The sequence below is a fragment of the Listeria sp. Marseille-Q6474 genome (assembly GCF_946902005.1).
GTDB lineage: Bacteria > Bacillota > Bacilli > Lactobacillales > Listeriaceae > Listeria > Listeria innocua.
This window is the reverse complement of sequence record NZ_CAMPPS010000002.1, coordinates 49,793-76,481: the sequence shown is the minus strand read 5'-3', so window position 1 is coordinate 76,481 and position 26,689 is coordinate 49,793. Positions and strand designations below refer to the sequence as shown.

Annotated in this window: 17 protein-coding genes, 16 tRNA genes and 3 rRNA genes; 7 read left to right on the top strand and 29 right to left on the bottom strand. The window is 40.6% G+C overall.

The features are described from left to right. Nucleotides 1-100 precede the first annotated feature (100 nt). Together OC533_RS11090 and OC533_RS11085 are read right to left on the bottom strand one after the other, a co-directional pair. Nucleotides 101-2,884, bottom strand: coding sequence for a YhgE/Pip domain-containing protein (locus OC533_RS11090; RefSeq protein ID WP_194323557.1), 2,784 nt, complete (start codon nucleotides 2,882-2,884; stop codon nucleotides 101-103). Nucleotides 2,885-2,917: 33 nt separating this feature from the next. Continuing rightward, nucleotides 2,918-3,388: an Rrf2 family transcriptional regulator gene (locus tag OC533_RS11085; RefSeq protein ID WP_003723817.1), complete on the bottom strand. Its 471-nt coding sequence runs from the start codon at nucleotides 3,386-3,388 to the stop codon at nucleotides 2,918-2,920. Between the two features lie 390 nt (nucleotides 3,389-3,778). Here OC533_RS11085 and gadC point away from each other — a divergent pair, with 390 nt between their 5' ends. Both gadC and OC533_RS11075 read left to right on the top strand, forming a co-directional pair. Further along, a complete protein-coding gene (gadC, locus tag OC533_RS11080; RefSeq protein WP_033533885.1) occupies nucleotides 3,779-5,302 on the top strand; it encodes a glutamate:gamma-aminobutyrate antiporter in 1,524 nt (507 codons plus the stop codon). Between the two features lie 12 nt (nucleotides 5,303-5,314). Beyond that, entirely contained in the window at nucleotides 5,315-6,709 is a 1,395-nt protein-coding gene (locus tag OC533_RS11075) for a glutamate decarboxylase (RefSeq protein ID WP_194323555.1), read from the top strand. Nucleotides 6,710-6,717: 8 nt separating this feature from the next. Here OC533_RS11075 and OC533_RS11070 read toward each other — a convergent pair whose 3' ends face one another. The 24 genes from OC533_RS11070 to yugI form a co-directional block, all read right to left on the bottom strand. Beyond that, nucleotides 6,718-8,232, bottom strand: a complete 1,515-nt coding sequence (locus OC533_RS11070) for a helix-turn-helix domain-containing protein (RefSeq protein WP_194323554.1) — start codon at nucleotides 8,230-8,232, stop codon at nucleotides 6,718-6,720. 187 nt (nucleotides 8,233-8,419) lie between these two features. After that, nucleotides 8,420-8,503 (bottom strand) — tRNA-Leu (locus tag OC533_RS11065). A 45-nt stretch (nucleotides 8,504-8,548) separates the two neighbouring features. Beyond that, a tRNA-Cys gene (locus tag OC533_RS11060) sits at nucleotides 8,549-8,622 on the bottom strand. Nucleotides 8,623-8,642: 20 nt separating this feature from the next. After that, nucleotides 8,643-8,714: transfer RNA gene (locus OC533_RS11055), tRNA-Gly, on the bottom strand. 5 nt (nucleotides 8,715-8,719) lie between these two features. Then, nucleotides 8,720-8,791, bottom strand: a tRNA-Gln gene (locus OC533_RS11050). 31 nt (nucleotides 8,792-8,822) lie between these two features. Beyond that, a tRNA-His gene (locus tag OC533_RS11045) sits at nucleotides 8,823-8,895 on the bottom strand. Nucleotides 8,896-8,909: 14 nt separating this feature from the next. Further along, a tRNA-Trp gene (locus tag OC533_RS11040) sits at nucleotides 8,910-8,983 on the bottom strand. A gap of 7 nt (nucleotides 8,984-8,990) precedes the next feature. Then, nucleotides 8,991-9,074 (bottom strand) — tRNA-Tyr (locus tag OC533_RS11035). A gap of 22 nt (nucleotides 9,075-9,096) precedes the next feature. Then, nucleotides 9,097-9,169 (bottom strand) — tRNA-Phe (locus OC533_RS11030). Between the two features lie 4 nt (nucleotides 9,170-9,173). Beyond that, nucleotides 9,174-9,249 (bottom strand) — tRNA-Asp (locus tag OC533_RS11025). Nucleotides 9,250-9,255: 6 nt separating this feature from the next. Next, a tRNA-Met gene (locus OC533_RS11020) sits at nucleotides 9,256-9,329 on the bottom strand. 21 nt (nucleotides 9,330-9,350) lie between these two features. After that, nucleotides 9,351-9,426 (bottom strand) — tRNA-Val (locus tag OC533_RS11015). Between the two features lie 56 nt (nucleotides 9,427-9,482). Beyond that, nucleotides 9,483-9,554, bottom strand: a tRNA-Glu gene (locus OC533_RS11010). Between the two features lie 36 nt (nucleotides 9,555-9,590). Beyond that, nucleotides 9,591-9,679: transfer RNA gene (locus OC533_RS11005), tRNA-Ser, on the bottom strand. A gap of 6 nt (nucleotides 9,680-9,685) precedes the next feature. After that, nucleotides 9,686-9,761 (bottom strand) — tRNA-Asn (locus OC533_RS11000). A gap of 10 nt (nucleotides 9,762-9,771) precedes the next feature. Next, a 5S ribosomal RNA gene (gene rrf / locus OC533_RS10995) occupies nucleotides 9,772-9,887 on the bottom strand. A 77-nt stretch (nucleotides 9,888-9,964) separates the two neighbouring features. Then, nucleotides 9,965-12,896, bottom strand: a 23S ribosomal RNA gene (locus OC533_RS10990). Nucleotides 12,897-13,068: 172 nt separating this feature from the next. Further along, nucleotides 13,069-13,144, bottom strand: a tRNA-Ala gene (locus OC533_RS10985). 46 nt (nucleotides 13,145-13,190) lie between these two features. After that, nucleotides 13,191-13,264: transfer RNA gene (locus OC533_RS10980), tRNA-Ile, on the bottom strand. A gap of 129 nt (nucleotides 13,265-13,393) precedes the next feature. Beyond that, a 16S ribosomal RNA gene (locus OC533_RS10975) occupies nucleotides 13,394-14,943 on the bottom strand. Together the 16S, 23S and 5S rRNA genes with 16 tRNA genes alongside form the textbook arrangement of a ribosomal RNA operon. Before the next feature lie 363 nt (nucleotides 14,944-15,306). Further along, the gene (locus OC533_RS10970; RefSeq protein ID WP_003722392.1) at nucleotides 15,307-16,065 is read right to left on the bottom strand and encodes a DeoR/GlpR family DNA-binding transcription regulator; all 759 of its coding nucleotides are present in this window, start codon (nucleotides 16,063-16,065) and stop codon (nucleotides 15,307-15,309) included. Between the two features lie 104 nt (nucleotides 16,066-16,169). Then, complete coding sequence (locus OC533_RS10965; protein ID WP_070752544.1) at nucleotides 16,170-17,522, bottom strand: glucose-6-phosphate isomerase; 1,353 nt, start codon at nucleotides 17,520-17,522, stop codon at nucleotides 16,170-16,172. 102 nt (nucleotides 17,523-17,624) lie between these two features. Further along, entirely contained in the window at nucleotides 17,625-18,032 is a 408-nt protein-coding gene (locus OC533_RS10960) for an NUDIX hydrolase (protein WP_003763729.1), read from the bottom strand. Nucleotides 18,033-18,181: 149 nt separating this feature from the next. Further along, nucleotides 18,182-18,535: a S1 domain-containing post-transcriptional regulator GSP13 gene (gene yugI, locus OC533_RS10955; RefSeq protein WP_003763730.1), complete on the bottom strand. Its 354-nt coding sequence runs from the start codon at nucleotides 18,533-18,535 to the stop codon at nucleotides 18,182-18,184. 153 nt (nucleotides 18,536-18,688) lie between these two features. On the opposite strand from yugI, the gene OC533_RS10950 reads away from it, so the two are divergent. From OC533_RS10950 to OC533_RS10940, 3 genes are all read left to right on the top strand, one after another. Beyond that, nucleotides 18,689-19,855: a MalY/PatB family protein gene (locus OC533_RS10950; protein ID WP_194322917.1), complete on the top strand. Its 1,167-nt coding sequence runs from the start codon at nucleotides 18,689-18,691 to the stop codon at nucleotides 19,853-19,855. Nucleotides 19,856-19,993: 138 nt separating this feature from the next. Then, nucleotides 19,994-21,097: an ABC transporter permease gene (locus OC533_RS10945; protein ID WP_010991210.1), complete on the top strand. Its 1,104-nt coding sequence runs from the start codon at nucleotides 19,994-19,996 to the stop codon at nucleotides 21,095-21,097. Next, a complete protein-coding gene (locus tag OC533_RS10940; protein ID WP_003763734.1) occupies nucleotides 21,097-21,777 on the top strand; it encodes an ABC transporter ATP-binding protein in 681 nt (226 codons plus the stop codon). Before OC533_RS10945 ends, OC533_RS10940 begins: the two co-directional genes overlap by 1 nt. A 42-nt stretch (nucleotides 21,778-21,819) precedes the next feature. Here OC533_RS10940 and OC533_RS10935 read toward each other — a convergent pair whose 3' ends face one another. Next, nucleotides 21,820-22,134, bottom strand: a complete 315-nt coding sequence (locus OC533_RS10935) for a PTS sugar transporter subunit IIB (protein ID WP_003763736.1) — start codon at nucleotides 22,132-22,134, stop codon at nucleotides 21,820-21,822. Between the two features lie 243 nt (nucleotides 22,135-22,377). Here OC533_RS10935 and OC533_RS10930 point away from each other — a divergent pair, with 243 nt between their 5' ends. Further along, the gene (locus tag OC533_RS10930) at nucleotides 22,378-23,739 is read left to right on the top strand and encodes an aspartate kinase (protein WP_185541202.1); all 1,362 of its coding nucleotides are present in this window, start codon (nucleotides 22,378-22,380) and stop codon (nucleotides 23,737-23,739) included. A gap of 45 nt (nucleotides 23,740-23,784) precedes the next feature. Here the strand turns inward: OC533_RS10930 and OC533_RS10925 are convergent, their stop codons facing one another. Then, nucleotides 23,785-24,180 (bottom strand): hypothetical protein, encoded by a 396-nt coding sequence (locus OC533_RS10925; RefSeq protein ID WP_194324101.1) that lies wholly within the window; start codon nucleotides 24,178-24,180, stop codon nucleotides 23,785-23,787. A gap of 156 nt (nucleotides 24,181-24,336) precedes the next feature. Here OC533_RS10925 and OC533_RS10920 point away from each other — a divergent pair, with 156 nt between their 5' ends. Then, entirely contained in the window at nucleotides 24,337-26,058 is a 1,722-nt protein-coding gene (locus OC533_RS10920) for an ABC transporter substrate-binding protein (RefSeq protein ID WP_194324013.1), read from the top strand. Between the two features lie 40 nt (nucleotides 26,059-26,098). On the opposite strand, the gene OC533_RS10915 is transcribed toward OC533_RS10920, so the two are convergent. Then, nucleotides 26,099-26,683, bottom strand: a complete 585-nt coding sequence (locus OC533_RS10915; RefSeq protein ID WP_003726864.1) for a peptidylprolyl isomerase — start codon at nucleotides 26,681-26,683, stop codon at nucleotides 26,099-26,101. Between the last annotated feature and the right edge of the window lie 6 nt (nucleotides 26,684-26,689).

Here is a 26,689-nt window from a genome sequence, read left to right as displayed (position 1 = left end):
AATACCTCACAATTAATCTTATTTCCTAAGCATAGGAAATCCTTTTTAATACAAAAAAATCCCTATAAAGTAATTGCTACTTTATAGGGATTTCGCTATTTTAGTTTTCTAAAGCCATTAATTTTTGATTATCATCAAGTGCCGATTCATGTGCATCATGGCGTTTTTTCAAGTGACTCATTGATAGGTATAGTAAACCGATACATGCAATCATAATAATTGTAAGAACGAGCATCGACATACTGTATACATTTGGTCCCATACCTGCTGCCAGTGACTCTCTAAAGGCATAAATCGAATAAGTCATTGGTAAGAACGGATGGATTAAATTGAAGAACCATCCAGTAAGTGGCATTGGGAATGTTCCGCCTGAACCCGCTAATTGAACAATGAGTAATACCATCGCGATAAAACGACCTGGATTATCAAATGTCATAGCAAGAAGCATGATAAGGAACATGTAAGCAAGTGCCGTAATAATCGCTGTTCCGAAGAATTCAACAATGCTATCTGGTCTTAGTCCTAGTGCAATCATGATACCACCTTCAAGAAGTGCCATCGCAACTGCTGCGACAAAACCAAGTGATACTTTACTTAACCACCATTTATAAGCTGGTTGCCCTTCCATCGAAACACGTCTAATTGGCATGATGAAGTTAAAGACAAGTGCACCAACATATAGAGCTAGTGATAACACATATGGTGCTAATGCGTGACCGTAATTACTTACGTGCGTATATTCATTATGTGCAAGTTTTGTTGGAGCTGCAATCATGTTAAATGTTTTGTCTGTTGCTTTTGTATCTTTCACTTGTTGTGCTCCGTCTGCTAGTTTGTCTGTTAATTCTGTGCTACCGTCTGTTAATTTAGTTAGTCCATCACCTAATTGGAAGGAACCGTTCGCTAGTTTAGAAGAACCATCAGCAATTTTAGAAGATCCGTCTGCTAGTTGTCCTACGCCTGAAACTAGTTTAGGTGAGTTAGCTGATAATTGGTTTAAACCGCCTGCTAATTGGCTTGAACCTGCTTGTAGTTGATTTACGCCTCCAGCAAGTGTTGGAACTTTAGCAGCTAATTGGTTTGTTCCGCCTTGTAACTCTTTTGCACCTGAACGTAATGCGTCTGAATTGCTTGCAAGTTTATTACTTCCATCATTTAACTGACTTAAGCCGTTTTCCATATTTGAACTACCGGCAGCAAGTTGTCCTACGCCTGAAGTTAAAGTTGGGATTTGGTTATTAAGTTCATTTGTTCCTGCAACTAATTTTGCATTGCCGGCTTGTGCAGATTTTAGTCCAGCTGTTAATTGGTTCGCGCCACCGAGTAAAGTTTGACTGCCTGAACCATTAATTGCTTGATGGATACCATTAAATGCTTCGGTAGTTCCACCATGAACTGCTTTATAACCAGCTGAAATTTTCGCTACACCAGTTTGCAATTCAGTTACTTGTGTTTGAATTGTCGCTAAATCAAGACCTGATAAGCCGCTTTGTAGTTTTTCTACAGTCGCTACTTGAGTGGCAGATTTTTGTGATTCTTTGTCTAAATCAGCTTGAATTGCATCAATAATTTTTTGTTTATCTTCTGCGCTCACACCGTTTGTTGCATTAATTTTTGCTTTAATTGCTTCGGCATCGAAGTTCGCATTGGATTTAATAAAAGTTAAACCATTTTGTAAATCAGTTAAGCTTTTTTGAAGAGCTTGTAATTGTTTAGCGAGTGCTGCATCTTCACCGTTTACGTTTTGATTTAATTGGTCGATACCTTGTTGTAAATCATTCATACCTTGTTTTAATTGAGCTATTTTACCTTGGCTATTAGTTAAATTACCATCTAGTTCTTTTAATCCTGCTGAAAGTTTATTACTACCATCAACTAGTGAATTTAAGCCAGTTGCCAGACTTTTTTGACCGTCGTTTAATTGCGTTACACCAGATGCAAGAGCTGGTACGCTGCCATTCATTTTGTTTAAACCATCAGAAAGGGCAGTAGAACCATTGTATGCTTGGTTAATTCCACCAGAAAGTGTATCTACGCCTGATGTGTATGTCGAAACTCCGCTTGATAATTTTGTTGCTCCACCGTCAAGTGCAGCCACACCGTCTTTAAGTGGTCCTACACCAGCAGCAAGCGTTGAAACACCAGCATTTAGTTTATCGCCACCAGCGGCCGCAGTGTTCACGCCATCTGTGTAAGTTTTTAAACCAACTTCTAACGTATTAGCGCCATCTTTGAACGTTAAAGAGCTATCTGCGAGCGTTTTTAAATTAGTAGAAATCGTTTTATTACCTTCTTGTGATTTCACGAGGCCATCTTTAATTTTTCCAGAGCCATCAGCAGCTTGGGCGAACCCGTCACCAGACTCTTTAATTTTATCAAAAATTGCTTCCGCGTATGATTTTGTTACCTCAGCAGAAACCTCGCTTTTCAGTTGTTTAGCTCCTTGTTCACTCACAACTTGACCTAAATAGTTAAGCGAGCCGTTTGTTTTATAGGATAATTCCATTTTTTTCGGATCTTTATCTAAAACGGATGCTGCATTTTTAGAGAAATCTTTTGGAATTGTGACAACCATATAATATTTGCCATCTTTTAAGCCTTGTTCAGCGTCTTCTTTGGAAAGGAAATTCCAATCGAGTTCTTTGTTGCTTTTCAGTTTTGTTACTAACTGATCGCCAACATCCATTGTTTGACCGTTATAATCAACTGGTCTGTCATTGTTAACTACCGCTACTGGTAAATCCCCTGTTTTGCCGTACGGATCCCAGACGGATTTTAAGAAAAAGCTTGCATATAAAAGTGGAATAAACAGAATAACTACAAATGATAAAAGTAGTATTTTGTTTTTAAATAATTTTTTCCACTCATTTTTTACCATATCCATTTTATTACCGCACTTCTTTCTTTTAAAGATTTATTACGCTTCGTTCCAATCTATGATAGTGGTTCGTTCTTTCCCAATAACTTGCTCTACTAAAACAGATAATTTTTGTGAGTATAAATAATTAGCGTATTCTTTATCAGCGTTTCTAAAAGCACTTGTAATGGTGTGAATACCGGACTCGGCAAATTCATGATAGTCAGAGAAAACAGTGTGGATTAAGTCTGAATCTGGGTATGTATCGATTTTCCCTTCCACTGCCTCTACAATGTCCAGCAAATTAATTTCTTCAGGGTCTTTAGCAAGCGTGAAACCACCGTTATTACCCGAAACTGAATTAATCAGCCCGCTAACGACTAGCTTCCTTAAAATTTTACTAATATAAGACGGCGACGAATCACGCAAACGGTGATGAATAGTTACGGAAGAAATGGGAACATCTACCTTCTGGGTGTACAACATCGTCATAATACAAAAAACCTGATCCATACTTTTGCTCAACTTCATAATAAAAATCCTCCCTCTTCCCATTATTACCTTTCAATATCTTTAATGGACATTTAACATCTATATACAATACACCCATTTTTTTTAAAGTGCAAGAGTTTTTTACTGAAAATGGAAAAAAATTTAATGAATGCGTTTGCCGTGAATAAAACAACCGCAAGTACTGTCTCAAAAATTTTCCTTAGCTAAGAAAAAAACTGGAATAATTTTCGAAAACAAACGTGCTAATCTTATACATGTTCCAACAAACAATGACTTAGGAGGTGCTTTTCTCGTGTTAACTGATGATGTTCCAAAAAAATCACATTTACCATTAATTAAGCATCATTCTAATTATCTATAGCTTGGTTTAGCAGTGTTCGCAAACAAAATTTATGGAGGTAATACACAATGTCTAAACAAGCAAAGTCTTTAACCTTATTCGGTTTTTTTGCCATTACGGCTTCGATGGTTATGACAGTTTATGAATATCCAACATTTGCCACTTCCGGCTTTCATCTCGTATTTTTCTTACTTCTTGGCGGATTTTTATGGTTCTTACCTGTCGCTTTATGTGCAGCAGAAATGGCGACAGTTGATGGATGGCAAGAAGGCGGTATTTTTTCTTGGGTCGGTAACACGCTCGGGGAACGTTTTGGTTTTGCCGCAATCTTCTTTCAGTGGTTTCAAATAACGGTCGGATTCGTGACAATGATTTACTTTATTCTCGGCGCGCTATCGTATGTATTTGATTTTCCCGCGCTCGAATCGAACCCTTTTATTAAATTTATCGGTGTTTTAATCATTTTCTGGGGCCTTACTTTTTCTCAACTGGGTGGTACGAAAAACACTGCTAAAATCGCGAAATTTGGTTTTATTATCGGTATTCTCATCCCAGCAATCATTTTATTTATCCTAGGTATTGCTTATGTTGCTGGCGGAAATCCCCTTCATGTCACTTTTTCCAAAGAGGCGTTTATTCCGGATTTCTCAAAAGCTTCAACATTAGTCATCTTCGTGTCATTTATTCTCGCTTACATGGGTGTTGAAGCTTCCGCGAGCCACGTAAATGAAATGACCAATCCAAAACGCGATTATCCACTAGCAATGATTATGCTCGTTATTTTAGCCATCGCGCTAAATACAATCGGCGGCTTAACAATTTCCGCTGTTTTACCTTTAAAAGATTTATCACTTAGCTCCGGCGTCGTGCAAACATTCCAAGCATTAATTTTACATTTTGGTTCCGGCTTAGGTTGGGCAGTAAAACTGATTGCCATCATGATCGCGCTAGGTGTCATGGGTGAAGTCAGTGCATGGGTAGTTGGCCCGTCACGCGGAATGTATACTGCAGCAGAACAAGGCTTACTTCCTGAAAAAATGAAAAAAGTAAATAAACACGGAGTCCCTGTTCCACTTATTATGGTTCAAGGTGTCGTCGTTACTATTTGGGCAGCTATTCTCACATTTGGTGGTGGCGGTAATAATTTATCATTCCTAACTGCGATTTCCTTAACAGTGGTCATTTATTTAGTCGGCTATTTACTCTTTTTCATCGGCTACTTAGTACTTATTTTCAAAAAATCGAGCTTAAAACGTACCTACCAAATCCCTGGTGGCAAAATTGTTAAAGTGATTGTGGCGCTAATCGGCTTAGTAACATCTATTTTCGCTTTATGTATCTCATTTGTTCCACCAGCATCAATCGCCGCAAAAAGCGACACGACATACATGGTGATCTTATCAATCAGCTTTATCGTCACCGTACTAATTCCATTCATCATCTATGCTGTGCACGATAAAAAAGACATCTCACCGAAAGATATTACTCACTTAGACTCAAGCGACATCAATAAATTCACCCACCCAAGAGCTCGCGGCGAACACATTATTAACCCTGATGATAAACATATTATGAATCAAGACAAATTATAGGAGGAAAAAATCATGTTATATAGTAAAGAAAATAAAGAAAGTTATTTAGAACCAGTTTTCGGATCAAGTGCAGAGGATCGTGATATTCCTAAATATACCCTTGCGAAAGAACCTCTCGAACCTCGAATTGCTTATCGTTTAGTAAAAGACGAACTTTTAGATGAAGGTTCCGCCCGTCAAAACCTAGCGACCTTCTGCCAAACATATATGGAAGACGAAGCAACCAAATTAATGTCCGAAACCTTAGAAAAAAATGCGATTGATAAATCCGAATATCCGCGAACAGCTGAACTTGAAAATCGTTGCGTCAATATTATCGCTGACTTATGGCATGCACCTAAAGACCAAAAATTCATGGGAACTTCCACAATCGGCTCTAGTGAAGCGTGCATGCTCGGCGGAATGGCGATGAAATTTGCTTGGAGAAAACGCGCCGAAAAACTCGGTCTAGATATTTATGCAAAAAAACCAAATCTAGTTATCTCATCCGGCTATCAAGTGTGTTGGGAAAAATTCTGTGTCTACTGGGATATCGATATGCGTGTTGTTCCAATGGATAAAGACCACATGCAACTCAATACCGACCAAGTGCTTGATTACGTAGACGAATATACAATCGGCGTTGTCGGCATCCTCGGCATTACTTATACAGGCCGCTACGACGACATCTTCGCACTTAACGAAAAATTAGAAGAATATAATAGCAAAACAGATTATAAAGTTTACATTCACGTTGACGCAGCAAGTGGCGGTTTCTTCACTCCATTTGTCGAACCTGACATCATCTGGGACTTCCGTTTGAAAAACGTTATCTCCATTAATACTTCCGGTCACAAATACGGTCTCGTTTATCCAGGTATCGGTTGGGTCTTGTGGAAAGATGAAAGCTACTTACCAGAAGAACTCATCTTTAAAGTCAGCTATCTTGGCGGAGAAATGCCAACCATGCAAATCAATTTCTCTCGTAGCGCCAGCCACATCATCGGCCAATACTACAATTTCTTACGCTACGGCTTTGAAGGCTATCGCACCATTCACCAAAAAACAAGCGACGTCGCCCAATACCTTGCCCACGCAGTTGAACAAACCGGCTACTTCGATATATACAACGACGGCTCCCATTTACCAATCGTTTGCTATAAATTAAAAGATAATGCCGATGTAAAATGGACACTGTACGATTTAGCCGACCGTCTACAAATGCGCGGCTGGCAAGTTCCCGCATATCCACTACCAAAAAGCTTAGAAAACATCATCATCCAACGTTACGTTTGCCGCGCCGACCTCGGTTTCAACATGGCAGAAGAATTTATCCAAGACTTCCAAGCTTCTATTGAAGAACTAAATAGCGCCCATATCCTTTTCCACGATACCCAACAATCCGGCGTTCACGGTTTTACACATTAAGAAAAAGGCTAGCCTCTCAAATAGGCTAGCCTTTTTTCATGTTCTTTTCTTCTAAGCGACTGAATCGCATTTTCCACATCTATTAAATCCCGGTCAAAAAAAGCCAGCGAAACCGGAATAACAGTCTCTTGCACCGCCTCTTTCAATTCCATTTCGCAGTTCGGGTGACAAAGCACAATCGTCGGCTCATCTATTTCCGCCAAAACCTCATTTAACTCCCTCGTCGAATTAAACATCGTCTCATGCACCTTCACCTTCCGCCCAAGTTCCTGCTCCACCTGAAACTTACACGACTCAAAATTAATCAAATTAAACGAGAAAATACAGACTTGCACTGGATTATTCCATTTATAAATAAGCGGATATAAGTGAATCGTCAAATAATTAATATGTGAGTCAATTAACATTGCACGATGCCCACTAATTTCATTCCAACGCTCAAGAACATTTTTCACAACCAAATAAAGCGGCTGATATTTTTTATCCAACAACCGCTCATTACTTGGAATAAGACCTTGCAAATTAAATAACGTCTTCTTCAAAAAATAACAAAGCGCTGCCCGAAATAACGAGTGATTGACCACTTCTGACCCAAAATACTCCTCAAACAAATCTATTAAAGATTGTAAATCAGCATCTTTCAATATCAATTCATTAAATTGCTCCAATTCCACCTTTTTCATAGAAGCATCAATAATACTGAAATTAGTCGAATAATAAATCAACATCAAATACAAATAATCATTATAAGAAAATGCCAAGCCGAGCTCTTTTTCAAGCGTTTCTTTACTACTTTTGCGAACCATAACAAGAAACCTTGAAGACTCAATATATTTCTGGCACTGTTCATCCAAAATAATCGCACTCGTCGGAATATCCCTTTTAAAAACCATCGAAATAAGCGACCTAAAATACTCGTGACCTTCCGCATTATGCGCTACTGCATCAATATTAATCCGTAAATTCAAAGTAGCCATAAAATCATCAATCATTTTCTTTTCATGATCCAGTAACGGATAAATACGAACACCATATTCTGCTTGAAGAAGCGCAATCAAATATCGAACCCGGTACTCCTTTCCAGTAATCCGATTATTTTCAAGCGATAAATCAATATCCCTCAAAAACTCCTCCACCTTATGTTTCAACCGATACGCATGCGAATGAGAAATAAAATATTCATCCATAAAATCGGTAAACTTATGCTCCTCCACATTCGTAACAAAAAACGCCAAACACTTCAAAAACATCGAGTTATCATAAAGCTTATATAAAACTTGCCGCTCGGTTGCCCCATTTTGCAACCTACATTGATACACCCAATTATCCGCACATTCTTTCATCTGAATAACAATCAAGCCATCCAATTCTTCATTTAACGTATGAATATCCGATCGCACCGTCACACGCGAAGTCCCCATATATTCCGCAATTTCATCTAAATTCGTATGCTTATTCTTAAGTAGAAAATCACAAATCAAACATTTTCTTTTGATATCCTTTTCAATATAATTCGTAAGCATAACTACCCTCTCCATGGACGATTAATAAACAATAACTTTTCCAACATTTTTCATGTTAAAACAATCACAAAATAATGTCAAAGAAATAATCATTCTCTTTTGATGAATAAATATTATCATTTTTATTTGCATTCTACTTCTACAGATAGAAAAACATCAACGTAAATTTACGTTGATGTTTTATCAATACCGGCGGCCGGGGTCGAACCGGCACGCCCTTGCGGGCACAGGATTTTGAGTCCAGCGCGTCTGCCAATTCCGCCACGCCGGCGTAACAATATATTAAATTATAACTTTAAAACATTAATTATGCAAATGGAGGCGCCAACCGGATTTGAACCGGTGATAAAGGTTTTGCAGACCTCTGCCTTACCACTTGGCTATGGCGCCGCACAATATTCAACTAAAAAAGCGGAAGACGGGGTTCGAACCCGCGACCCCCACCTTGGCAAGGTGATGTTCTACCGCTGAACTACTTCCGCATTAACTGGGCCAGCTGGATTCGAACCAACGCATGACGGAGTCAAAGTCCGTTGCCTTACCGCTTGGCTATGGCCCAACAATTATAATAGTTTTATAAAAACAAAAAGGGCGGATGATGGGAATCGAACCCACGAATGCCTGAACCACAATCAGGTGCGTTAACCACTTCGCCACATCCGCCATTATTTTATATATGGCAGGGGCAGTAGGAATCGAACCCACACTGGAGGTTTTGGAGACCTCAGTTCTACCTTTAAACTATGCCCCTATAATAATGGTGGAGGGGAGTGGATTCGAACCACCGAACCCGAAGGAGCGGATTTACAGTCCGCCGCGTTTAGCCACTTCGCTACCCCTCCATATTAAATAAAAGAAAAAAAGTGGCTTGGGACAGAATCGAACTGCCGACACCTTGAGCTTCAATCAAGTGCTCTACCAACTGAGCTACCAAGCCATAATGGCGGTCCCGACGGGATTTGAACCCGCGATCTCCTGCGTGACAGGCAGGCATGTTAACCCCTACACCACGGAACCACTCTATTGCGGGGGCAGGATTTGAACCTACGACCTTCGGGTTATGAGCCCGACGAGCTACCAGACTGCTCCACCCCGCGACAATATTATTATAAAACTAATGGTGGAGGTTAACGGGATCGAACCGCTGACCCTCTGCTTGTAAGGCAGATGCTCTCCCAGCTGAGCTAAACCTCCATAATTACTATTCTACTCTAAAAACATGAAATTGTCTCTAATAGATTAGTAAAAAATGACCCGTACGGGAATCGAACCCGTGTTACCGCCGTGAAAGGGCGGTGTCTTAACCGCTTGACCAACGGGCCTTAGTAAGAAAATGTTACTTTATTATTACGTGTAAACGGAGAGCAAGGGATTCGAACCCTTGAGACAGCTTACACCGCCTACACGGTTTCCAACCGTGCTCCTTCGGCCACTCGGACAGCTCTCCAGAAAATGGCTCCACAGGCAGGACTCGAACCTGCGACCGATCGGTTAACAGCCGATTGCTCTACCAACTGAGCTACTGTGGAATAATAAATTGCCCGGCAGCGACCTACTCTCGCAGGGGGAAGCCCCCAACTACCATTGGCGCAGAGAAGCTTAACTACCGTGTTCGGGATGGGAACGGGTGTGACCTTCTCGCCATAACTACCAGACAATATGAAGTTGTTGAAAGATTGCTCTCTCAAAACTAGAGAAGAAAGGGTTCAGTTAGGTAACTTCGTTTCATTTTTTGGTTAAGTCCTCGATCGATTAGTATTTGTCCGCTCCATGTATCGCTACACTTCCACTCCAAACCTATCTACCTGATCATCTTTCAGGGATCTTACTTTCCGAAGAAATGGGAAATCTCATCTTGAGGGGGGCTTCACGCTTAGATGCTTTCAGCGTTTATCCCTGCCACACATAGCTACCCAGCGATGCTCCTGGCGGAACAACTGGTACACCAGCGGTGTGTCCATCCCGGTCCTCTCGTACTAAGGACAGCTCCTCTCAAATTTCCTGCGCCCGCGACGGATAGGGACCGAACTGTCTCACGACGTTCTGAACCCAGCTCGCGTGCCGCTTTAATGGGCGAACAGCCCAACCCTTGGGACCGACTACAGCCCCAGGATGCGACGAGCCGACATCGAGGTGCCAAACCTCCCCGTCGATGTGGACTCTTGGGGGAGATAAGCCTGTTATCCCCGGGGTAGCTTTTATCCGTTGAGCGATGGCCCTTCCATGCGGAACCACCGGATCACTAAGCCCGACTTTCGTCCCTGCTCGACTTGTCAGTCTCGCAGTCAAGCTCCCTTGTGCCTTTACACTCTGCGAATGATTTCCATCCATTCTGAGGGAACCTTTGGGCGCCTCCGTTACTCTTTAGGAGGCGACCGCCCCAGTCAAACTGCCCACCTGACACTGTCTCCCCACGCGCTTAGCGTGGCGGGTTAGAATGGTCATACAGCCAGGGTAGTATCCCACCATTGCCTCCTCGTATGCTAGCGCACACGTCTCTTCGGCTCCTACCTATCCTGTACAAGCGGTACAAACATTCCATATCAGGTTGCAGTAAAGCTCCACGGGGTCTTTCCGTCCTGTCGCGGGTAACCTGCATCTTCACAGGTACTATAATTTCACCGAGTCTCTCGTTGAGACAGTGCCCAGATCGTTGCGCCTTTCGTGCGGGTCGGAACTTACCCGACAAGGAATTTCGCTACCTTAGGACCGTTATAGTTACGGCCGCCGTTTACTGGGGCTTCAATTCGTACCTTCGCCGAAGCTAAGCACTCCTCTTAACCTTCCAGCACCGGGCAGGCGTCAGCCCCTATACGTCACCTTACGGTTTTGCAGAGACCTGTGTTTTTGCTAAACAGTCGCCTGGGCCTATTCACTGCGGCTCTCTCGGGCTTGCACCCTAATAGAGCACCCCTTCTCCCGAAGTTACGGGGTCATTTTGCCGAGTTCCTTAACGAGAGTTCTCTCGCTCACCTTAGGATTCTCTCCTCATCTACCTGTGTCGGTTTGCGGTACGGGCAGTACTACTCTTCCTAGAGGCTTTTCTTGACAGCGTGAAATCAGGAACTTCCGTACTTAATTTCCTTCCCCATCACAGCTCATGCTTCGCAAGAAGCGGATTTGCCTACTTCTCACACTCACTGCTTGGACGCACATTTCCATTCGTGCGATTCCCTATCCTTCTGTGTCACCCCATCGGTTAAACAATTAGCACTGGTACAGGAATCTCTACCTGTTGTCCATCGCCTACGCCTATCGGCCTCGGCTTAGGTCCCGACTAACCCTGAGCGGACGAGCCTTCCTCAGGAAACCTTAGATATTCGGTGGAAGGGATTCTCACCCTTCTTTCGCTACTCATACCGGCATTCTCACTTCTAAGCGCTCCACCAGTCCTTCCGGTCTGACTTCACCGCCCTTAGAACGCTCTCCTACCACGAACCTCCGAAGAGGTTCATCCACAGTTTCGGTAATATGTTTAGCCCCGGTACATTTTCGGCGCGGGGTCACTCGACCAGTGAGCTATTACGCACTCTTTCAATGGTGGCTGCTTCTAAGCCAACATCCTGGTTGTCTAAGCAACCCCACATCCTTTTCCACTTAACATATATTTGGGGACCTTAACTGGTGGTCTGGGCTGTTTCCCTTTCGACTACGGATCTTATCACTCGCAGTCTGACTCCCGAGTATAAGTACATGGCATTCGGAGTTTATCTGAATTCGGTAACCCGAGAAGGGCCCCTAGTCCAAACAGTGCTCTACCTCCATGACTCTTTACCTCGAGGCTAGCCCTAAAGCTATTTCGGAGAGAACCAGCTATCTCCAAGTTCGATTGGAATTTCTCCGCTACCCACACCTCATCCCCGCACTTTTCAACGTGCGTGGGTTCGGACCTCCAGTAAGTATTACCTTACCTTCATCCTGGACATGGGTAGATCACCTGGTTTCGGGTCTACGACCTGTTACTTATGCGCCCTATTCAGACTCGCTTTCGCTACGGCTCCGCTTTTTCCGCTTAACCTTGCAACAAATCGTAACTCGCCGGTTCATTCTACAAAAGGCACGCTATCACCCATTAACGGGCTCTAACTACTTGTAGGCACACGGTTTCAGGAACTGTTTCACTCCCCTTCCGGGGTGCTTTTCACCTTTCCCTCACGGTACTGGTTCACTATCGGTCACTAGGGAGTATTTAGCCTTGGGAGATGGTCCTCCCGGATTCCGACGGAATTTCACGTGTTCCGCCGTACTCAGGATCCACTCTGGAGGGAAAGCCATTTCAACTACCGGGCTGTTACCGTCTTTGGCGGGCCTTTCCAGACCGCTTCATTTATAACTTTCTTTTGTAACTCCGTATAGAGTGTCCTACAACCCCAAGAAGCAAGCTTCTTGGTTTGGGCTCTTTCCGTTTCGCTCGCCGCTACTCAGGAAATCGATTTTTCTTTCTCTTCCTCCAGGTACTTAGATGTTTCAGTTCCCTGGGTCTGCCTTCCTCACGCTATGTATTCACGTAAGGATACTATCCGACTAAAGATAGTGGGTTCCCCCATTCGGAAATCTCTGGATCAACGCTTACGTACAGCTCCCCAAAGCATATCGGTGTTAGTCCCGTCCTTCTTCGGCTCCTAGTGCCAAGGCATCCACCGTGCGCCCTTTCTAACTTAACCAATTTACTTCTACGAAGTAAAGGTTGTTTTTCTGATGTTCCGTATCAGCGATGATACTTCTTATCAGATGAAAGATTCACTTTCAGATGATTCTCGGTTACTTGTGTCATAAATAATAAATTATCTATGCTAACTTTACTAACTTTCTTATCTAGTTTTCAAAGAACAATTTTGGTGGAGCCTAGCGGGATCGAACCGCTGACCTCCTGCGTGCAAAGCAGGCGCTCTCCCAGCTGAGCTAAGGCCCCTAAAAGGAATTAAATTGAATGTTTTCTTCGTGTCAGAAAGAAAAAGTGGGCCTAAATGGACTCGAACCATCGACCTCACGCTTATCAGGCGTGCGCTCTAACCAGCTGAGCTATAGGCCCGTCAAAAATGTAGTGGCGCTATGCTCCATGCATGTTGCCTTGCGTACTTTATCTGACATACAAGAGAGTGACCTCTCAAAACTGAACAAATAGAGAAGAACGAAAACTCACAGGTTTCCTTTTCCTTAGAAAGGAGGTGATCCAGCCGCACCTTCCGATACGGCTACCTTGTTACGACTTCACCCCAATTATCTGTCCCACCTTCGGCGGCTGGCTCCATAAAGGTTACCCTACCGACTTCGGGTGTTACAAACTCTCGTGGTGTGACGGGCGGTGTGTACAAGGCCCGGGAACGTATTCACCGTGGCATGCTGATCCACGATTACTAGCGATTCCGGCTTCATGTAGGCGAGTTGCAGCCTACAATCCGAACTGAGAATGGTTTTATGGGATTGGCTCCACCTCGCGGCTTCGCGACCCTTTGTACCATCCATTGTAGCACGTGTGTAGCCCAGGTCATAAGGGGCATGATGATTTGACGTCATCCCCACCTTCCTCCGGCTTGCACCGGCAGTCACTTTAGAGTGCCCAACTAAATGCTGGCAACTAAAATCAAGGGTTGCGCTCGTTGCGGGACTTAACCCAACATCTCACGACACGAGCTGACGACAACCATGCACCACCTGTCACTTTGTCCCCGAAGGGAAAGCTCTGTCTCCAGAGTGGTCAAAGGATGTCAAGACCTGGTAAGGTTCTTCGCGTTGCTTCGAATTAAACCACATGCTCCACCGCTTGTGCGGGCCCCCGTCAATTCCTTTGAGTTTCAACCTTGCGGTCGTACTCCCCAGGCGGAGTGCTTAATGCGTTAGCTGCAGCACTAAGGGGCGGAAACCCCCTAACACTTAGCACTCATCGTTTACGGCGTGGACTACCAGGGTATCTAATCCTGTTTGCTCCCCACGCTTTCGCGCCTCAGCGTCAGTTACAGACCAGAGAGTCGCCTTCGCCACTGGTGTTCCTCCACATATCTACGCATTTCACCGCTACACGTGGAATTCCACTCTCCTCTTCTGCACTCCAGTCTTCCAGTTTCCAATGACCCTCCCCGGTTAAGCCGGGGGCTTTCACATCAGACTTAAAAGACCGCCTGCGCGCGCTTTACGCCCAATAAATCCGGACAACGCTTGCCACCTACGTATTACCGCGGCTGCTGGCACGTAGTTAGCCGTGGCTTTCTGGTTAGATACCGTCAAGGGACAAGCAGTTACTCTTATCCTTGTTCTTCTCTAACAACAGTACTTTACGATCCGAAAACCTTCTTCATACACGCGGCGTTGCTCCGTCAGACTTTCGTCCATTGCGGAAGATTCCCTACTGCTGCCTCCCGTAGGAGTCTGGGCCGTGTCTCAGTCCCAGTGTGGCCGATCACCCTCTCAGGTCGGCTATGCATCGTTGCCTTGGTAGGCCATTACCCTACCAACTAGCTAATGCACCGCGGGCCCATCTGTAAGCGATAGCCGAAACCATCTTTCAAGAGCGTGGCATGCGCCACACTCTATCATTCGGTATTAGCCCCGGTTTCCCGGAGTTATCCCCAACTTACAGGCAGGTTGCCCACGTGTTACTCACCCGTCCGCCACTAACTTTGGAAGAGCAAGCTCTTCCTCCGTTCGTTCGACTTGCATGTATTAGGCACGCCGCCAGCGTTCGTCCTGAGCCAGGATCAAACTCTCTTTAAAATATAAATTGAATTTGAATACTTATTCAACACCGTGAATAAGATTCCTTGCGTCAAATTGACTTCGCTAGCAATTAAATTACTAGTTTGTTTTTGTTGAAAACAGCTTTCTGTTTTCTGCCCTGCGATTACCAGTGAGACTTTACGTCTCATTGCTTTTCGTCTTCTTTTTTGTTCAGTTTTCAAAGGTCAGTTTCTTTTGCTGCTAAAGCGTTTGTCCGTATCAGCAACGTTTATAAATATACCAAGATTTTTGCCTTTCGTCAATACTTTTTACAAAGTTTTTTAAATAAAGATGAAAAAAGATTAATTTAGTGTATAAATTGATGTTAGGACAATGTTTTTTAGTCAAAACTAAAAGGCTTTAAGTTGTATAAATTTGCATTCCTTTTTCTTCAAATTGTTCTTTCAAGACTGGATCTATTTCTTTTCCAGTGATGATAGAAGATATTTCATCTAGAGCTGCGTATTTGTATAAGGAGATCCGACCGAACTTGGTGTGATCTGTTACTAGGATTACTTCATCGGCTGAGTGGAGCATTTGTTGTTTGGCTGGGATTAGATATTCATCGTAGTGCATTAACCCCTTATCAATATCAAGCGCCGGTGTGGTTACGAAGGCTTTATGTACGTGAATACTCTGTAAGGTTCCGCTCGTTATCATACCGTTAAGAATGAATGTTTCCGGATAAATGACTCCACCTGTCACGATTACTTTGGACGGGGAAAAGCGCATTATGGAAGCTACGTTAATATCATTTGTTATTACGGTTAATTTGGAGCGGTCTTTTAATGCTGTTGCGATATGGCCGGTTGTTGTGCCGGCGTCTAGGATGATTGTGTCCCCGTCTTTAACCATTGTTGCTGCTAATGTAGCGATGCGTTGTTTTTCTTCATAGCGCACTTCACTACGTTTTTTCCAGTTAGGTTCAGAAACTACTTTTTCTTCTATCATAACTCCGCCATGGGTTCTTTTTAGTTTTTTGTCTTTTTCAAGTGATGTTAAATCGCGGCGAATGGTTGCTTCGTGAACTTCAAAATGTTTAGCTAGTTCGCTAACGGTTGCTATTTTTCGGCTTTTGACATATTGGACAATGGCGCGTTTACGTTCGATAGATAGCACTTCTTCCCCTCCTTTTGTTTAACTATATGGTAACTCCAATAGAAAAAAATCGCAAACAATCAAAAAACCTTGGAGCGATTGGCCCCAAGGTTTGGAAATGAAAATTAATCGTTTAAGCGTTTTTCTAGTTCTGCTTTTTTGTCTTCGAAGCCTGGTTTGCCAAGTAATGCGAACATGTTAGCTTTATATGCTTCTACTCCTGGTTGGTCAAATGGATTTACGCCATTTAGGTAACCGCTGATAGCTACAGCTTTTTCAAAGAAGTATACTAGGTAGCCGAAAGTATAAGCATCTAGTTCTGGTACTTCTACAACAAAGTTTGGAACTTCGCCGTCTGTATGTGCTAAAAGAGTTCCTTCGAATGCTTTTGTATTAACGAAATCAACTGTTTCGCCAGCAAGGTAATTTAAGCCATCTAAATCTACTTCTTCTTTATTGATAGTTAAATTGTGGCGTGGTTTGTCCACTTTGATAACTGTTTCAAAAAGGTTACGACGGCCGTCTTGGATATATTGACCGATAGAATGTAAATCTGTAGAGAAGTTAGCGCTCGATGGGTAAATTCCTTTTTTGTCTTTACCTTCACTTTCGCCGAATAATTGTTTCCACCATTCGTTGAAATATTGTAACCCAGGTTCGTAGCTGATTAGAAGTTCAGTTACTTTTCCTTTACGGTAAAGAACGTTACGAGCTGCTGCGTATTGGTATGCAATGTTATTTTTCAGTTCAGGTTTGTCGAAATCTTTGCTTGCTGCTGCTGCTCCGTTCATAAGCGCATCAATATCTACACCACTCACTGCGATTGGAAGTAAACCTACTGCAGTTAAAACGGAGAAACGTCCACCAACGTCATCTGGAACGACAAATGTTTCGTAGCCTTCGTTGTCAGCTAATGTTTTTAGAGCACCTTTTGCTTTATCAGTTGTAGCGTAAATGCGTTTTTTCGCGCCTTCTTCGCCGTATTTTTTGATTAGAAGTTCTTTGAAAACACGGAAAGCGATTGCTGGCTCTGTAGTTGTTCCGGATTTAGAAATAACGTTAACAGAGAAGTCGCGGTCGCCAACTACTTCGATTAAGTCATGTAAGTAAGAGGAACTAATGCTATTTCCTGCAAAGAATACTTGAGGTGTTTTACGAGCACCTTTTTCAAGTACATTATAGAAGGAATGATTTAGAGTTTCGATTGCAGCACGTGCTCCAAGGTAAGAACCACCGATACCGATAACGATTAATACGTCAGAATCGCTGTGGATTTTTTCTGTTGCTTTTTTGATACGAGCAAATTCTTCTTTGTCGTAATCTGTTGGTAAGTTAATCCAACCAAGCGCGTCACTACCAGCACCTGTACCATTATGTAATGAATCATGAGCTGCTTTTACTGCTGGTTCAAGATAATCAAGTTCGCGTTCTTCAAAAAAACGGAGCGCTTTGGAATAATCAAATTTAATATGTGTCATTGTTTTCCCTCCAAATTTTAAAAAAGTTTCTTTATTAACTTTATATCAATCAATGCTTTTTAGCAAGGATAGACCTTGTGAAATTTAAGCCTTTTTGAAAAATTAGGTATAGTTTTCATATAAGACTCCCTCGCTTCTGACTAGTTCATTTAAAGATAATTGGTCTATAGGTAATAGATCGTCAGCAAGTGGAATTGGTATCCATTTTACTCGGAAGACATTGTCGTCGTTTGAAAAAGTCGCCATCTCACCAACTGGTTTTGCTCGAAAAACAAATGTACAAACGTGTTCCCATGTAGCACGGCGCTCTTTGCAATGTAAAATTGACTCTATTTCTATATCAATATTTGTTTGTTCTTTTACTTTACTTGCGAGTGCTTCTTCCATCGTTTGGTCTGTTTCGACATGTCCTCCTGGAAAAGTCCAAGCTAAATTGCGGTTTCTAACTATTAATATCTCATCTTTCTTCTCGTTGTACACAAATGCTTGCACATGAATAGATCTTTTCACGTAAATCCCCCTTTTTTGACTATTTTATACAAATGAATAAATTGAAAATTACTACTAACTATTCCCTTTTTCTAAAATTTTAGTCAATTAAATTTATCAGCCTAGCAATTTATCCCAAAAAGGGCATTATACCAAGCTGATGGAGATTTTTATTTATCTGCTTTTTTAATCCATTCTTCTAATTTATCTCGTAATGTGTTGAAACCTTCATCATTTTCGCCAGATGATACGGTTTTTTTCTTAGCCGGTTGTTCTTTTGGTGCTTCTTCAGTCGCTCTAATAGAAAGACTGATTTTGTTTTTTTCTTCATCAATGTCGAGTATTTTTACTTTTACCTCTTGGCCAACTTCTAGAAAATCATGGATATCTTTTACAAAACCATGTGTTATTTCTGAAATATGAACTAAGCCTTGTGTAGAATTATCTAATGCTACAAATGCACCGTAGCTTTGAATTCCGGCAATTTTCCCAGAAACTACTTCTCCCACCTTGAATGTACTCATCCTCATTCCACCTACTTTCAACCTTACAATATTTTATAAATTATAACACTTAGGCGAAACTTTAACAATTATTCTAAATCCTTGTATGGTGAGCTTTAAAGGTGAAATTTATGCTATAATTGAGTCGAATGAAAGAGAAGGAGCGTGACATAATTGAGTCAATTTGATGAAGTCATTCCGCGGATTGGAACTAATTCAGAAAAGTGGGATGGGGCAGAAGAATTATTTGGCAGAAAAGATATTATTCCAATGTGGGTAGCTGATATGGATTTCCGTGCGCCAAAGCCTGTACTTGATGCATTCCAGCGTCAAATCGATCACGGGATTTTTGGTTATTCAACAAAATCAGCGGCACTTGTCGAAGCTGTTATTGATTGGAACAAAGAGCAACACCAATTTGAAATTGATCCGAGCACTTTGTTTTTCAACGGGGCTGTTGTTCCAACTATTTCGCTAGCAATTCGTTCGTTAACAAGTGAAGGTGACGCTGTTCTAATGGTTTCGCCGATTTATCCGCCATTTTTCAACGTAACCAAAGCTACAGAACGAAAAGTAGTTATGTCCCCACTCATATATGAAAACCACCAATATCGAATGGATTTTAATGATTTGGAAAAACGGATGAAAGAAGAAAATGTAAAATTATTCCTTCTATGTAATCCGCAAAACCCTGGTGGTCGTTGTTTCACAAAAGAAGAACTAGTGGAACTTGCTAATCTGTGTGAAAAATACCAAATTCCGATTGTTTCAGATGAAATTCACGCTGATTTAGTGATGAAAAATCATAAACATGTACCAATGATGGTTGCTGCGCCATTTTATAAAGATCAAATTATCACTTTGATGGCTGCTACAAAAACATTTAATTTAGCTGCTATTAAAGCTTCCTACTATATTATTACGAATAAAGACTACCAAGCAAAATTCGCCGCGGAGCAAAAATATGCTACAACTAATGGGCTTAATGTTTTTGGAATTGTTGGTACTGAAGCTGCCTACCGGGATGGCGCTGCTTGGTTAAACGAACTAAAAGAATATATTTATCGTAATTATGAATATGTAAAGGCTACAATCGAAAAAGAAGTACCTGAAGTTGGTGTAACGGACTTAGAGGCAACTTACTTGATGTGGCTTGATTGCCGCGCGCTTCCTAAAGATGAGAAAACGATTTATACTGATTTAATCGAAGCCGGCGTTGGTGTCCAAATGGGTTCTGGATTTGGTCATTCAGGTAAAGGTTTTGTCCGCCTCAACATTGCTTGTCCAAAAGAAACTTTAGAAAAAGGTCTAAAACTTCTGATTCAAGGCTTAAAAAAATAGCTTATTCTGGGAAACTAAGTAGCAAATACTTAGTTTCTTTTTTTAGGAAATTGAATATAGCTTTGGTATACTATTCTTTGGAAAGTGAAATAATGTTCATTTTCCGTTTACATAAATTTAAAGGAGTTGGTATAACCGATGTTTTTAGGGCTTCGTGAATTAGTTTATTCTAAGTTGCGCTATATTTTAGTAACAGGCATCATGGTCTTAATTATGTTACTATCACTTATTTTATCAGGGCTGGCAAACGGGCTTGCTTACGATAATGCTTCATCTGTAGCAGATAACGGGGTTCCATATTATGTTCTCAGCAAAGACGCCCAAGACAAATTATCTAGATCTCAGTTCCCAGAATCCAAACTCGCTGACGTGAAAAAAGATGCGAACGTGAAGGATGCTGCGGTTCTCGGACAATCTATGCAAACGTTAAAACGGGAAAGTGACGATAAAAAGTTTAGTGTAGCACTTTTCGGTATTCAACCAGATAGCTTTCTCGCTCCCAAAATTTCTGATGGAGCTAACATACAAGTAACAAAACCTGACGAAATCGTTGTCGATTCTTCCTTGAAATCAGACGGAATCAAAATTGGCGATGTTTTAATGGATGATATTTTAAATAGAGAATTAACAGTTGTCGGCTTTACAGAAAATCAAAAGTATAGCCATGCTCCCGTTGTTTATATTAATATCGCAACTTGGCAAGAGATTAACCCTGTTTTATATCACCAAAAAATCCCACAAACAAGTACTATTGCGATTAAAACAGACAACCCTGATAAAGGTGTAACACTCTCGGATAAAGATTTAACGACAATCGATCACAAAGAGTTTTTAAATCAAATTCCAGGTTATTCCGCGGAACAAATGACGCTTAACATGATGATTTTCTTCCTAATCATTATTGGTGGATTTATTTTAACAGCATTCTTCTATGTAATGACGCTCCAAAAAACAACGCAATTTGGTATTTTGAAAGCACTTGGAACGAAAACTAGTTACTTAGTGAAGAGCATTATTACTCAAGTGGTGATTATTTCGATTATTAGTATTTTAATTAGTGTCGGTGTGACGCTCCTACTTCCAAGTATTATGCCAGCAGCTATGCCATTTAGATTGAGTCCAATGACGATTGCGCTTTATAGTGGCCTATTCTTCTTAGTTGCTCTATTTGGTGCTCTTTTATCACTTAGACGAATCGCTAAAGTAGATGCATTAGATGCTATTCGAGGAGGTGATGAATAATGGAAACTCTATTATCTTTTGAAAATGTATACAAAGATTACCCGTCTGGCCCTTCAATTATTCATGCACTGAAGGAAACCAATTTCGAAGCGAAAAAAGGAGAATTAATCGCCATCGTTGGTCCAAGTGGTTCTGGTAAAAGTACGCTACTTTCTCTTGCCGGAGCGCTATTAACACCAACTGGCGGAACGATTTCCATAAACGGCAAGTCAGTCGGAAACTTATCTTCTAAAGAACAAACGGCTCTTCGTTTAGAAGAAATTGGCTTTATTTTCCAAGCTGCTCACTTAGTTCCTTATTTACACGTAAAAGATCAAATCAGCTTTATTGGAAAAATGGCAGGAAAAAGCGCGGCGGAACTTGAAAAAGATACTGCTTCCCTTCTAAGCCAACTTGGAATTAGCGATCGCGCAAATTTCTATCCAAAAGATCTATCTGGTGGGCAAAAGCAACGTGTCGCTATTGCGCGAGCACTTATCAACCAACCTTCCGTTATTTTAGCCGATGAACCAACTGCAAGTCTTGACACAGAAAGAAGTCGTGAAGTTGTGGAGCTCATCCGAAACGAGGTTGTTCAAACGAGTCGAACTGCGATTATGGTTACACACGATGAACGTATGTTAGATTTAGTGAACCATGTGTATCGTATGGAAGACGGAATACTTACCCAAGAAAGCTAAAAAACCTGCGTGGCTTAACTGCCACACAGGTTTTTTTACTGTTTATTTTTGGAACCCATCAATTAAATCTAATGCTTGACCGAGTACTTTTTCACCGTTCATTGTACCATAAGCTGCCATGTCGATAACATCTACTGGAATTTTCCCAGCAGCTAGTTCATCAACTGTTTTTTTCTGATAACGTACTTGTGGTCCTAAAAGTACTACATCTGCATCATCGATTAAGTTACTTACTTCAGCAATGGAGTATGCTTCGATTTCGCATGTTTCTCCACGATCTTCAGCTGCTTTACGCATTTTTGTTACTAAAAGGCTTGTTGACATCCCTGCCGCACATACTAAAACAATATTTTTCATCGTAATCTTTCCTTTCAGATTAAGGCTGCTTTTTTTGTACACTCTTATTATAACTACCTTTAGCTTTTTAAACAAGTAAACTACTGGTGCCAAGATAAAATTATTAAAAATGCGAAAAAACATTGCGATTTCACGTAAAAAGAGCGATAATAGACAATAACTTTATCCGAAAGCTCAGAAAATTTCGCATCATCCAAATACAACAGTTTCGGGAGATAAAAATTCAGATCAGGAGTGTGTTGCATGAAAGTAATTAAATTTGGCGGAAGCTCTTTAGCATCAGGGATTCAATTAAATAAGGTTTTCCAACTTGTAGCGGAGGATTCTGAACGAAAAATCGTCGTTGTTTCTGCACCTGGAAAGCGTTTCAAGGACGATACAAAAGTGACCGATTTACTTATTGATTGTGCGGCAAAAGCACTTCTAGGCGAAGATACGAGCGAACTATTTGAAGCCGTCATTGCGAGATATGCTGGCATTGCCCTTGATACAGGAATGGATGACGCGATTATCACACAAATTCGCGCCGACTTACAAAAGACTATTTCGTCTGATAAAAGCGATCCAGATAAATTTTTAGATCGAATGAAGGCTAGTGGAGAAGACAATAATGCGAAATTAATCGCTGCTTATTTTAAATTCAAAGGCTTAAACGCCAACTATGTTAATCCAAAAGATGCCGGGTTATTTGTGACGGATGAACATGCTAGCGCCCAAGTTCTTCCTGAGTCTTATGACCGTTTATTTGCGCTTCGAGAGCGAGAAGGTATTATTGTTTTCCCAGGATTTTTCGGTTATACGAAAGACGGTGAAATCAGTACATTTTCTCGCAGTGGCTCTGATATTACTGGAGCGATTGTCGCAAACGGGGCTCAAGCTGAGTTATACGAGAACTTTACTGATGTTGATGCAGTGTATGCGGTCAATCCCGCTATTGTGAAAAATCCGAAGAAAGTTCTTGAACTGACTTACCGGGAAATGCGCGAACTTTCTTATGCAGGCTTTTCTGTTTTTCATGATGAAGCGCTGATTCCGGCGTTCCATGCGGGTATTCCTGTGCATATTAAAAATACGAACAACCCTGATTCTTGTGGTACACGTGTCGTTCATGAACGCGAAAACAATAATGGTCCTGTCGTTGGTATTGCTAGTGATGATGGCTTTTGTAGCATTTATATTAGTAAATATTTGATGAACCGGGAAATTGGCTTCGGACGGAAAGTGCTGCAAATTCTGGAAGATGCTGGGTTGAACTATGAACATATGCCGTCTGGGATTGATGATTTAACGATTATTATTCGTGAAAATCAATTTGGTGAAGATACCGAACGGACGATTATGACGCGGTTAAAAGAAGAATTAAATGCTGATCAAGTGATTATGCAACATGGTATCTCCCTGATTATGGTCGTTGGTGAAGCTATGCGCCATAATGTTGGAATAACCTCGCGTGCTTCGAAAGCTTTATCCGACGCGAAAGTGAATATTGAAATGATTAATCAAGGTTCTTCTGAGGTGAGTATTATGTTTGGTGTGAAGGAAGAACAGGAAAATGCGGCCGTTCGCGCACTATACAATGAATTCTTTTCAGAAGTTTTAGTCTAAAAAAAACAAGTTTTTCATCCTGATTGATGAGAAACTTGTTTTTTGTTATTTATTTGCTTCTTCTAATTGGTGGTCTTTGGCGATTACGTCAATAATATAATTATAAGTGCTAACGCGGTAATGCTTAAAATCTTGAACGTTATAATCATTTCTTATTTTCACTCGTTCATGGATTAAATTAGACTGCTCGATTATTTCAAAATTGCTCTGACTTGTTAACCAACTCGTACTCCATTTGCTTTTTTCGTAGGTGTCGAGTTCGGTGGATGAGTAGAATAATAATCCAGAGAAAATTAAATTCAGTTGACTGCTTCTAGTTTCGAAGTCAATTTCAAGCAAAAGCGTAAGGACATTATCATTTTGTTGTAGTCCATTTAACCAAATCTTGTCCCTCCCATAAATTATTTGTTGGTTTATTTTTATAGGTTTAGATTGCTCTATTATTTTGTCCACCTTCTCCATATGATATTCAAATTCTTGTATAAAAGATACCATACCACTCCTATAAAAACAAAGTTCTCCTTAGTAATCATATGTATCAACATTCAAACAAGAATATAATGAGAGTATTATTTTATAAGTTAGGAAGTGAACTATTTGAGAGATCCGAATTATTTTGAATTAAGATCTATACTTCATGAAAATGAAAAAGAAAATATTGTTCATTTTAGTTTAGGTAAACTCGCTGAAGCTTGGTATTACTCCAAGAAAAATGCTAAAAAAAAGCTACAAAAATATGAAGAAAACAATTTAATAAAGTATATTCCTGGAAATGGCAGAGGTAATTTATCAACTATTATTTTCCATAATGATTTTTATTCAGAAGTTCACGAGGTATTAACTAATTGCATTGAAAATAAAGACATTAAGTTTGCACTTCAACTTTCTCAATTGTCCATACCTCAAGAATGGTTTACTCCTTTCTTAGAGGAAATACACGCCCTTTTTAATCATAGCAGTGAAAATGGAAATAATGTTCTTAGGTTTGTAATTAACAGAAAAATCGAGGTATTAGACCCTAATTTAGTTTCTTTGCACTTTGAAGCTTCCTTAATCAAGCAAATCAGCAATACGTTAGTTGACTACAATGAAGAAGAAGATACATTCACCTCTTCCGTTGCAATTGATTGGTCTCATACTGAGGATTTCACAAAATGGACTTTTAATATTAGAAGAAACATCTTTTTCCATAATGAGAAAAAAGTAACTGGCAGCGATGTTATTTTTACGTTTAAGGAAGCTGCGAAAAGTAGTACCGGTAAATGGCTACTCTCTAATTTAGAAAAAGCTTACTCGGAATCTGAAAATATTGTTCACTTTATCTTTAGACAACCAGAGCCATCATTTTTAAAGTTGGTAACTCATTATTCGCTTGTAATCAGACCTGCGAATTCAAATAGCAAAAAGCTTATCGGTTGCGGTCCTTTTATGCTTGTGGAAAGCAAGAATAATTATGTTTACTTAAAAAGTTTTTCAAAGTATTTTAAAGAGCATCCATTAATTGATGGGGTAGAATTCTGGCTGATAAATTCAAATTTCAAAAAATGGTTAATTGTTCCTCAAGAAAAATACATTCAGCTCAATAATGATGGAATTAAGCCTATTGAAGTAGCTCGGTCCGGAGCAGCTTATTTAATTTTCAATAAAAATAAACAAAATCCTACAGATATGCTTTTGATAAATTATTTAAAATTAATCTTTAATGTAGCTGATTTTGTATCTGAGTTATATCAAGCTAGCATCCCAAAGGCTTACAGTTATTTTTATGAACTTTCGAAATCACTGGAACCAGTACAAAACAAACAATTAGTAACTCCTTCCGATGTCTCAAGCTACATAGATAAGCCTTTAAATTTAGCAGTTTTTAATCATCCTAGACTCATTCAAGAAGCGTTATGGTTTAAAGAACGCGCGGCGATGTTTAAATTAAAAATAGAAATAATAACATATACATTTGACGATGATTTTTTCAAAGAAAAGATTTTAGTTGATGCGGATATAGCCTTAGCTATGGATGTGCCCGTTACTGATGTTGAATTAGGTTATCTCGATTTTTTATTAAATAAAACTTTACTCTTTCAGCGATTTATCAATACAGAGCAAACCGCTACTATAGTTTCGCTCACGGAAGAATATAGAGCAGCTGTCTCCTTTGAACAAAAAACAACCTTAATCAATCAAATTGAAGATTATATAAAGCGGGAAAATATACTTATATATCTTTATCATCCTTTAAAGCACTATAATATTCACACTTTCATCAATGGAGTTGAATTTGATAGTAATGGCAATATTGCTTTAGGTAAATTGTGGTGGTGAATACAAAAAGAGCACTTTCTTAGAAAGTGCTCTTCATTCATTATTTAATATTAATTTTCTCAATCACAACGTCATTTACTGGTTTGTCTTGCATGCCAGTTGGTAGGTTGGCGATTTCGTCTACTACGTCCATGCCTTCGATTACGTGACCGAAAACTGTGTGGCGGCCGTCTAACCATGGTGTTCCGCCTTGTTTGTAAGCTTCGATAATTTCTACTGGGAAGCCAGCTTGTTCCATTTGGCCAAGCATGTCAGCAGGCATATCTGGTTTTTGAACGATGAAGAATTGGCTGCCGTTTGTGTTTGGACCAGCGTTTGCCATTGATAGAGCTCCGCGTAAGTTGAAAGCTTCTGTAGAGAATTCATCTTCAAAAGATTCGCCCCAAATACTTTCGCCACCAGTACCGCGGCCGTCTGGGTCGCCACCTTGGATCATGAATTCAGGAATAACACGGTGGAAAATAAGGCCATCATAGTAGCCGTTTTTGGAATGTGTAACAAAGTTTTCTACTGTTTTTGGTGCAATTTCAGGGAACAGTTTGATGCGGATAGTTCCTCGGTTTGTAATCATTTCTGCTTCGATTTCATTAGGTGCCACTTCTTTTGATAATTGTGGGTATGTCATATTGTA

Coding starts and splice junctions, on each gene's coding strand:
- OC533_RS11090 (WP_194323557.1), bottom strand. CDS start 2,884: ATGGATATGGTAAAAAATGAGTGGAAAAAATTATTTAAAAACAAAATA.
- OC533_RS11085 (WP_003723817.1), bottom strand. CDS start 3,388: ATGAAGTTGAGCAAAAGTATGGATCAGGTTTTTTGTATTATGACGATG.
- gadC (WP_033533885.1), top strand. CDS start 3,779: ATGTCTAAACAAGCAAAGTCTTTAACCTTATTCGGTTTTTTTGCCATT.
- OC533_RS11075 (WP_194323555.1), top strand. CDS start 5,315: ATGTTATATAGTAAAGAAAATAAAGAAAGTTATTTAGAACCAGTTTTC.
- OC533_RS11070 (WP_194323554.1), bottom strand. CDS start 8,232: ATGCTTACGAATTATATTGAAAAGGATATCAAAAGAAAATGTTTGATT.
- OC533_RS10965 (WP_070752544.1), bottom strand. CDS start 17,522: ATGACACATATTAAATTTGATTATTCCAAAGCGCTCCGTTTTTTTGAA.
- yugI (WP_003763730.1), bottom strand. CDS start 18,535: ATGAGTACATTCAAGGTGGGAGAAGTAGTTTCTGGGAAAATTGCCGGA.
- OC533_RS10945 (WP_010991210.1), top strand. CDS start 19,994: ATGTTTTTAGGGCTTCGTGAATTAGTTTATTCTAAGTTGCGCTATATT.
- OC533_RS10940 (WP_003763734.1), top strand. CDS start 21,097: ATGGAAACTCTATTATCTTTTGAAAATGTATACAAAGATTACCCGTCT.
- OC533_RS10935 (WP_003763736.1), bottom strand. CDS start 22,134: ATGAAAAATATTGTTTTAGTATGTGCGGCAGGGATGTCAACAAGCCTT.
- OC533_RS10930 (WP_185541202.1), top strand. CDS start 22,378: ATGAAAGTAATTAAATTTGGCGGAAGCTCTTTAGCATCAGGGATTCAA.
- OC533_RS10915 (WP_003726864.1), bottom strand. CDS start 26,683: ATGACATACCCACAATTATCAAAAGAAGTGGCACCTAATGAAATCGAA.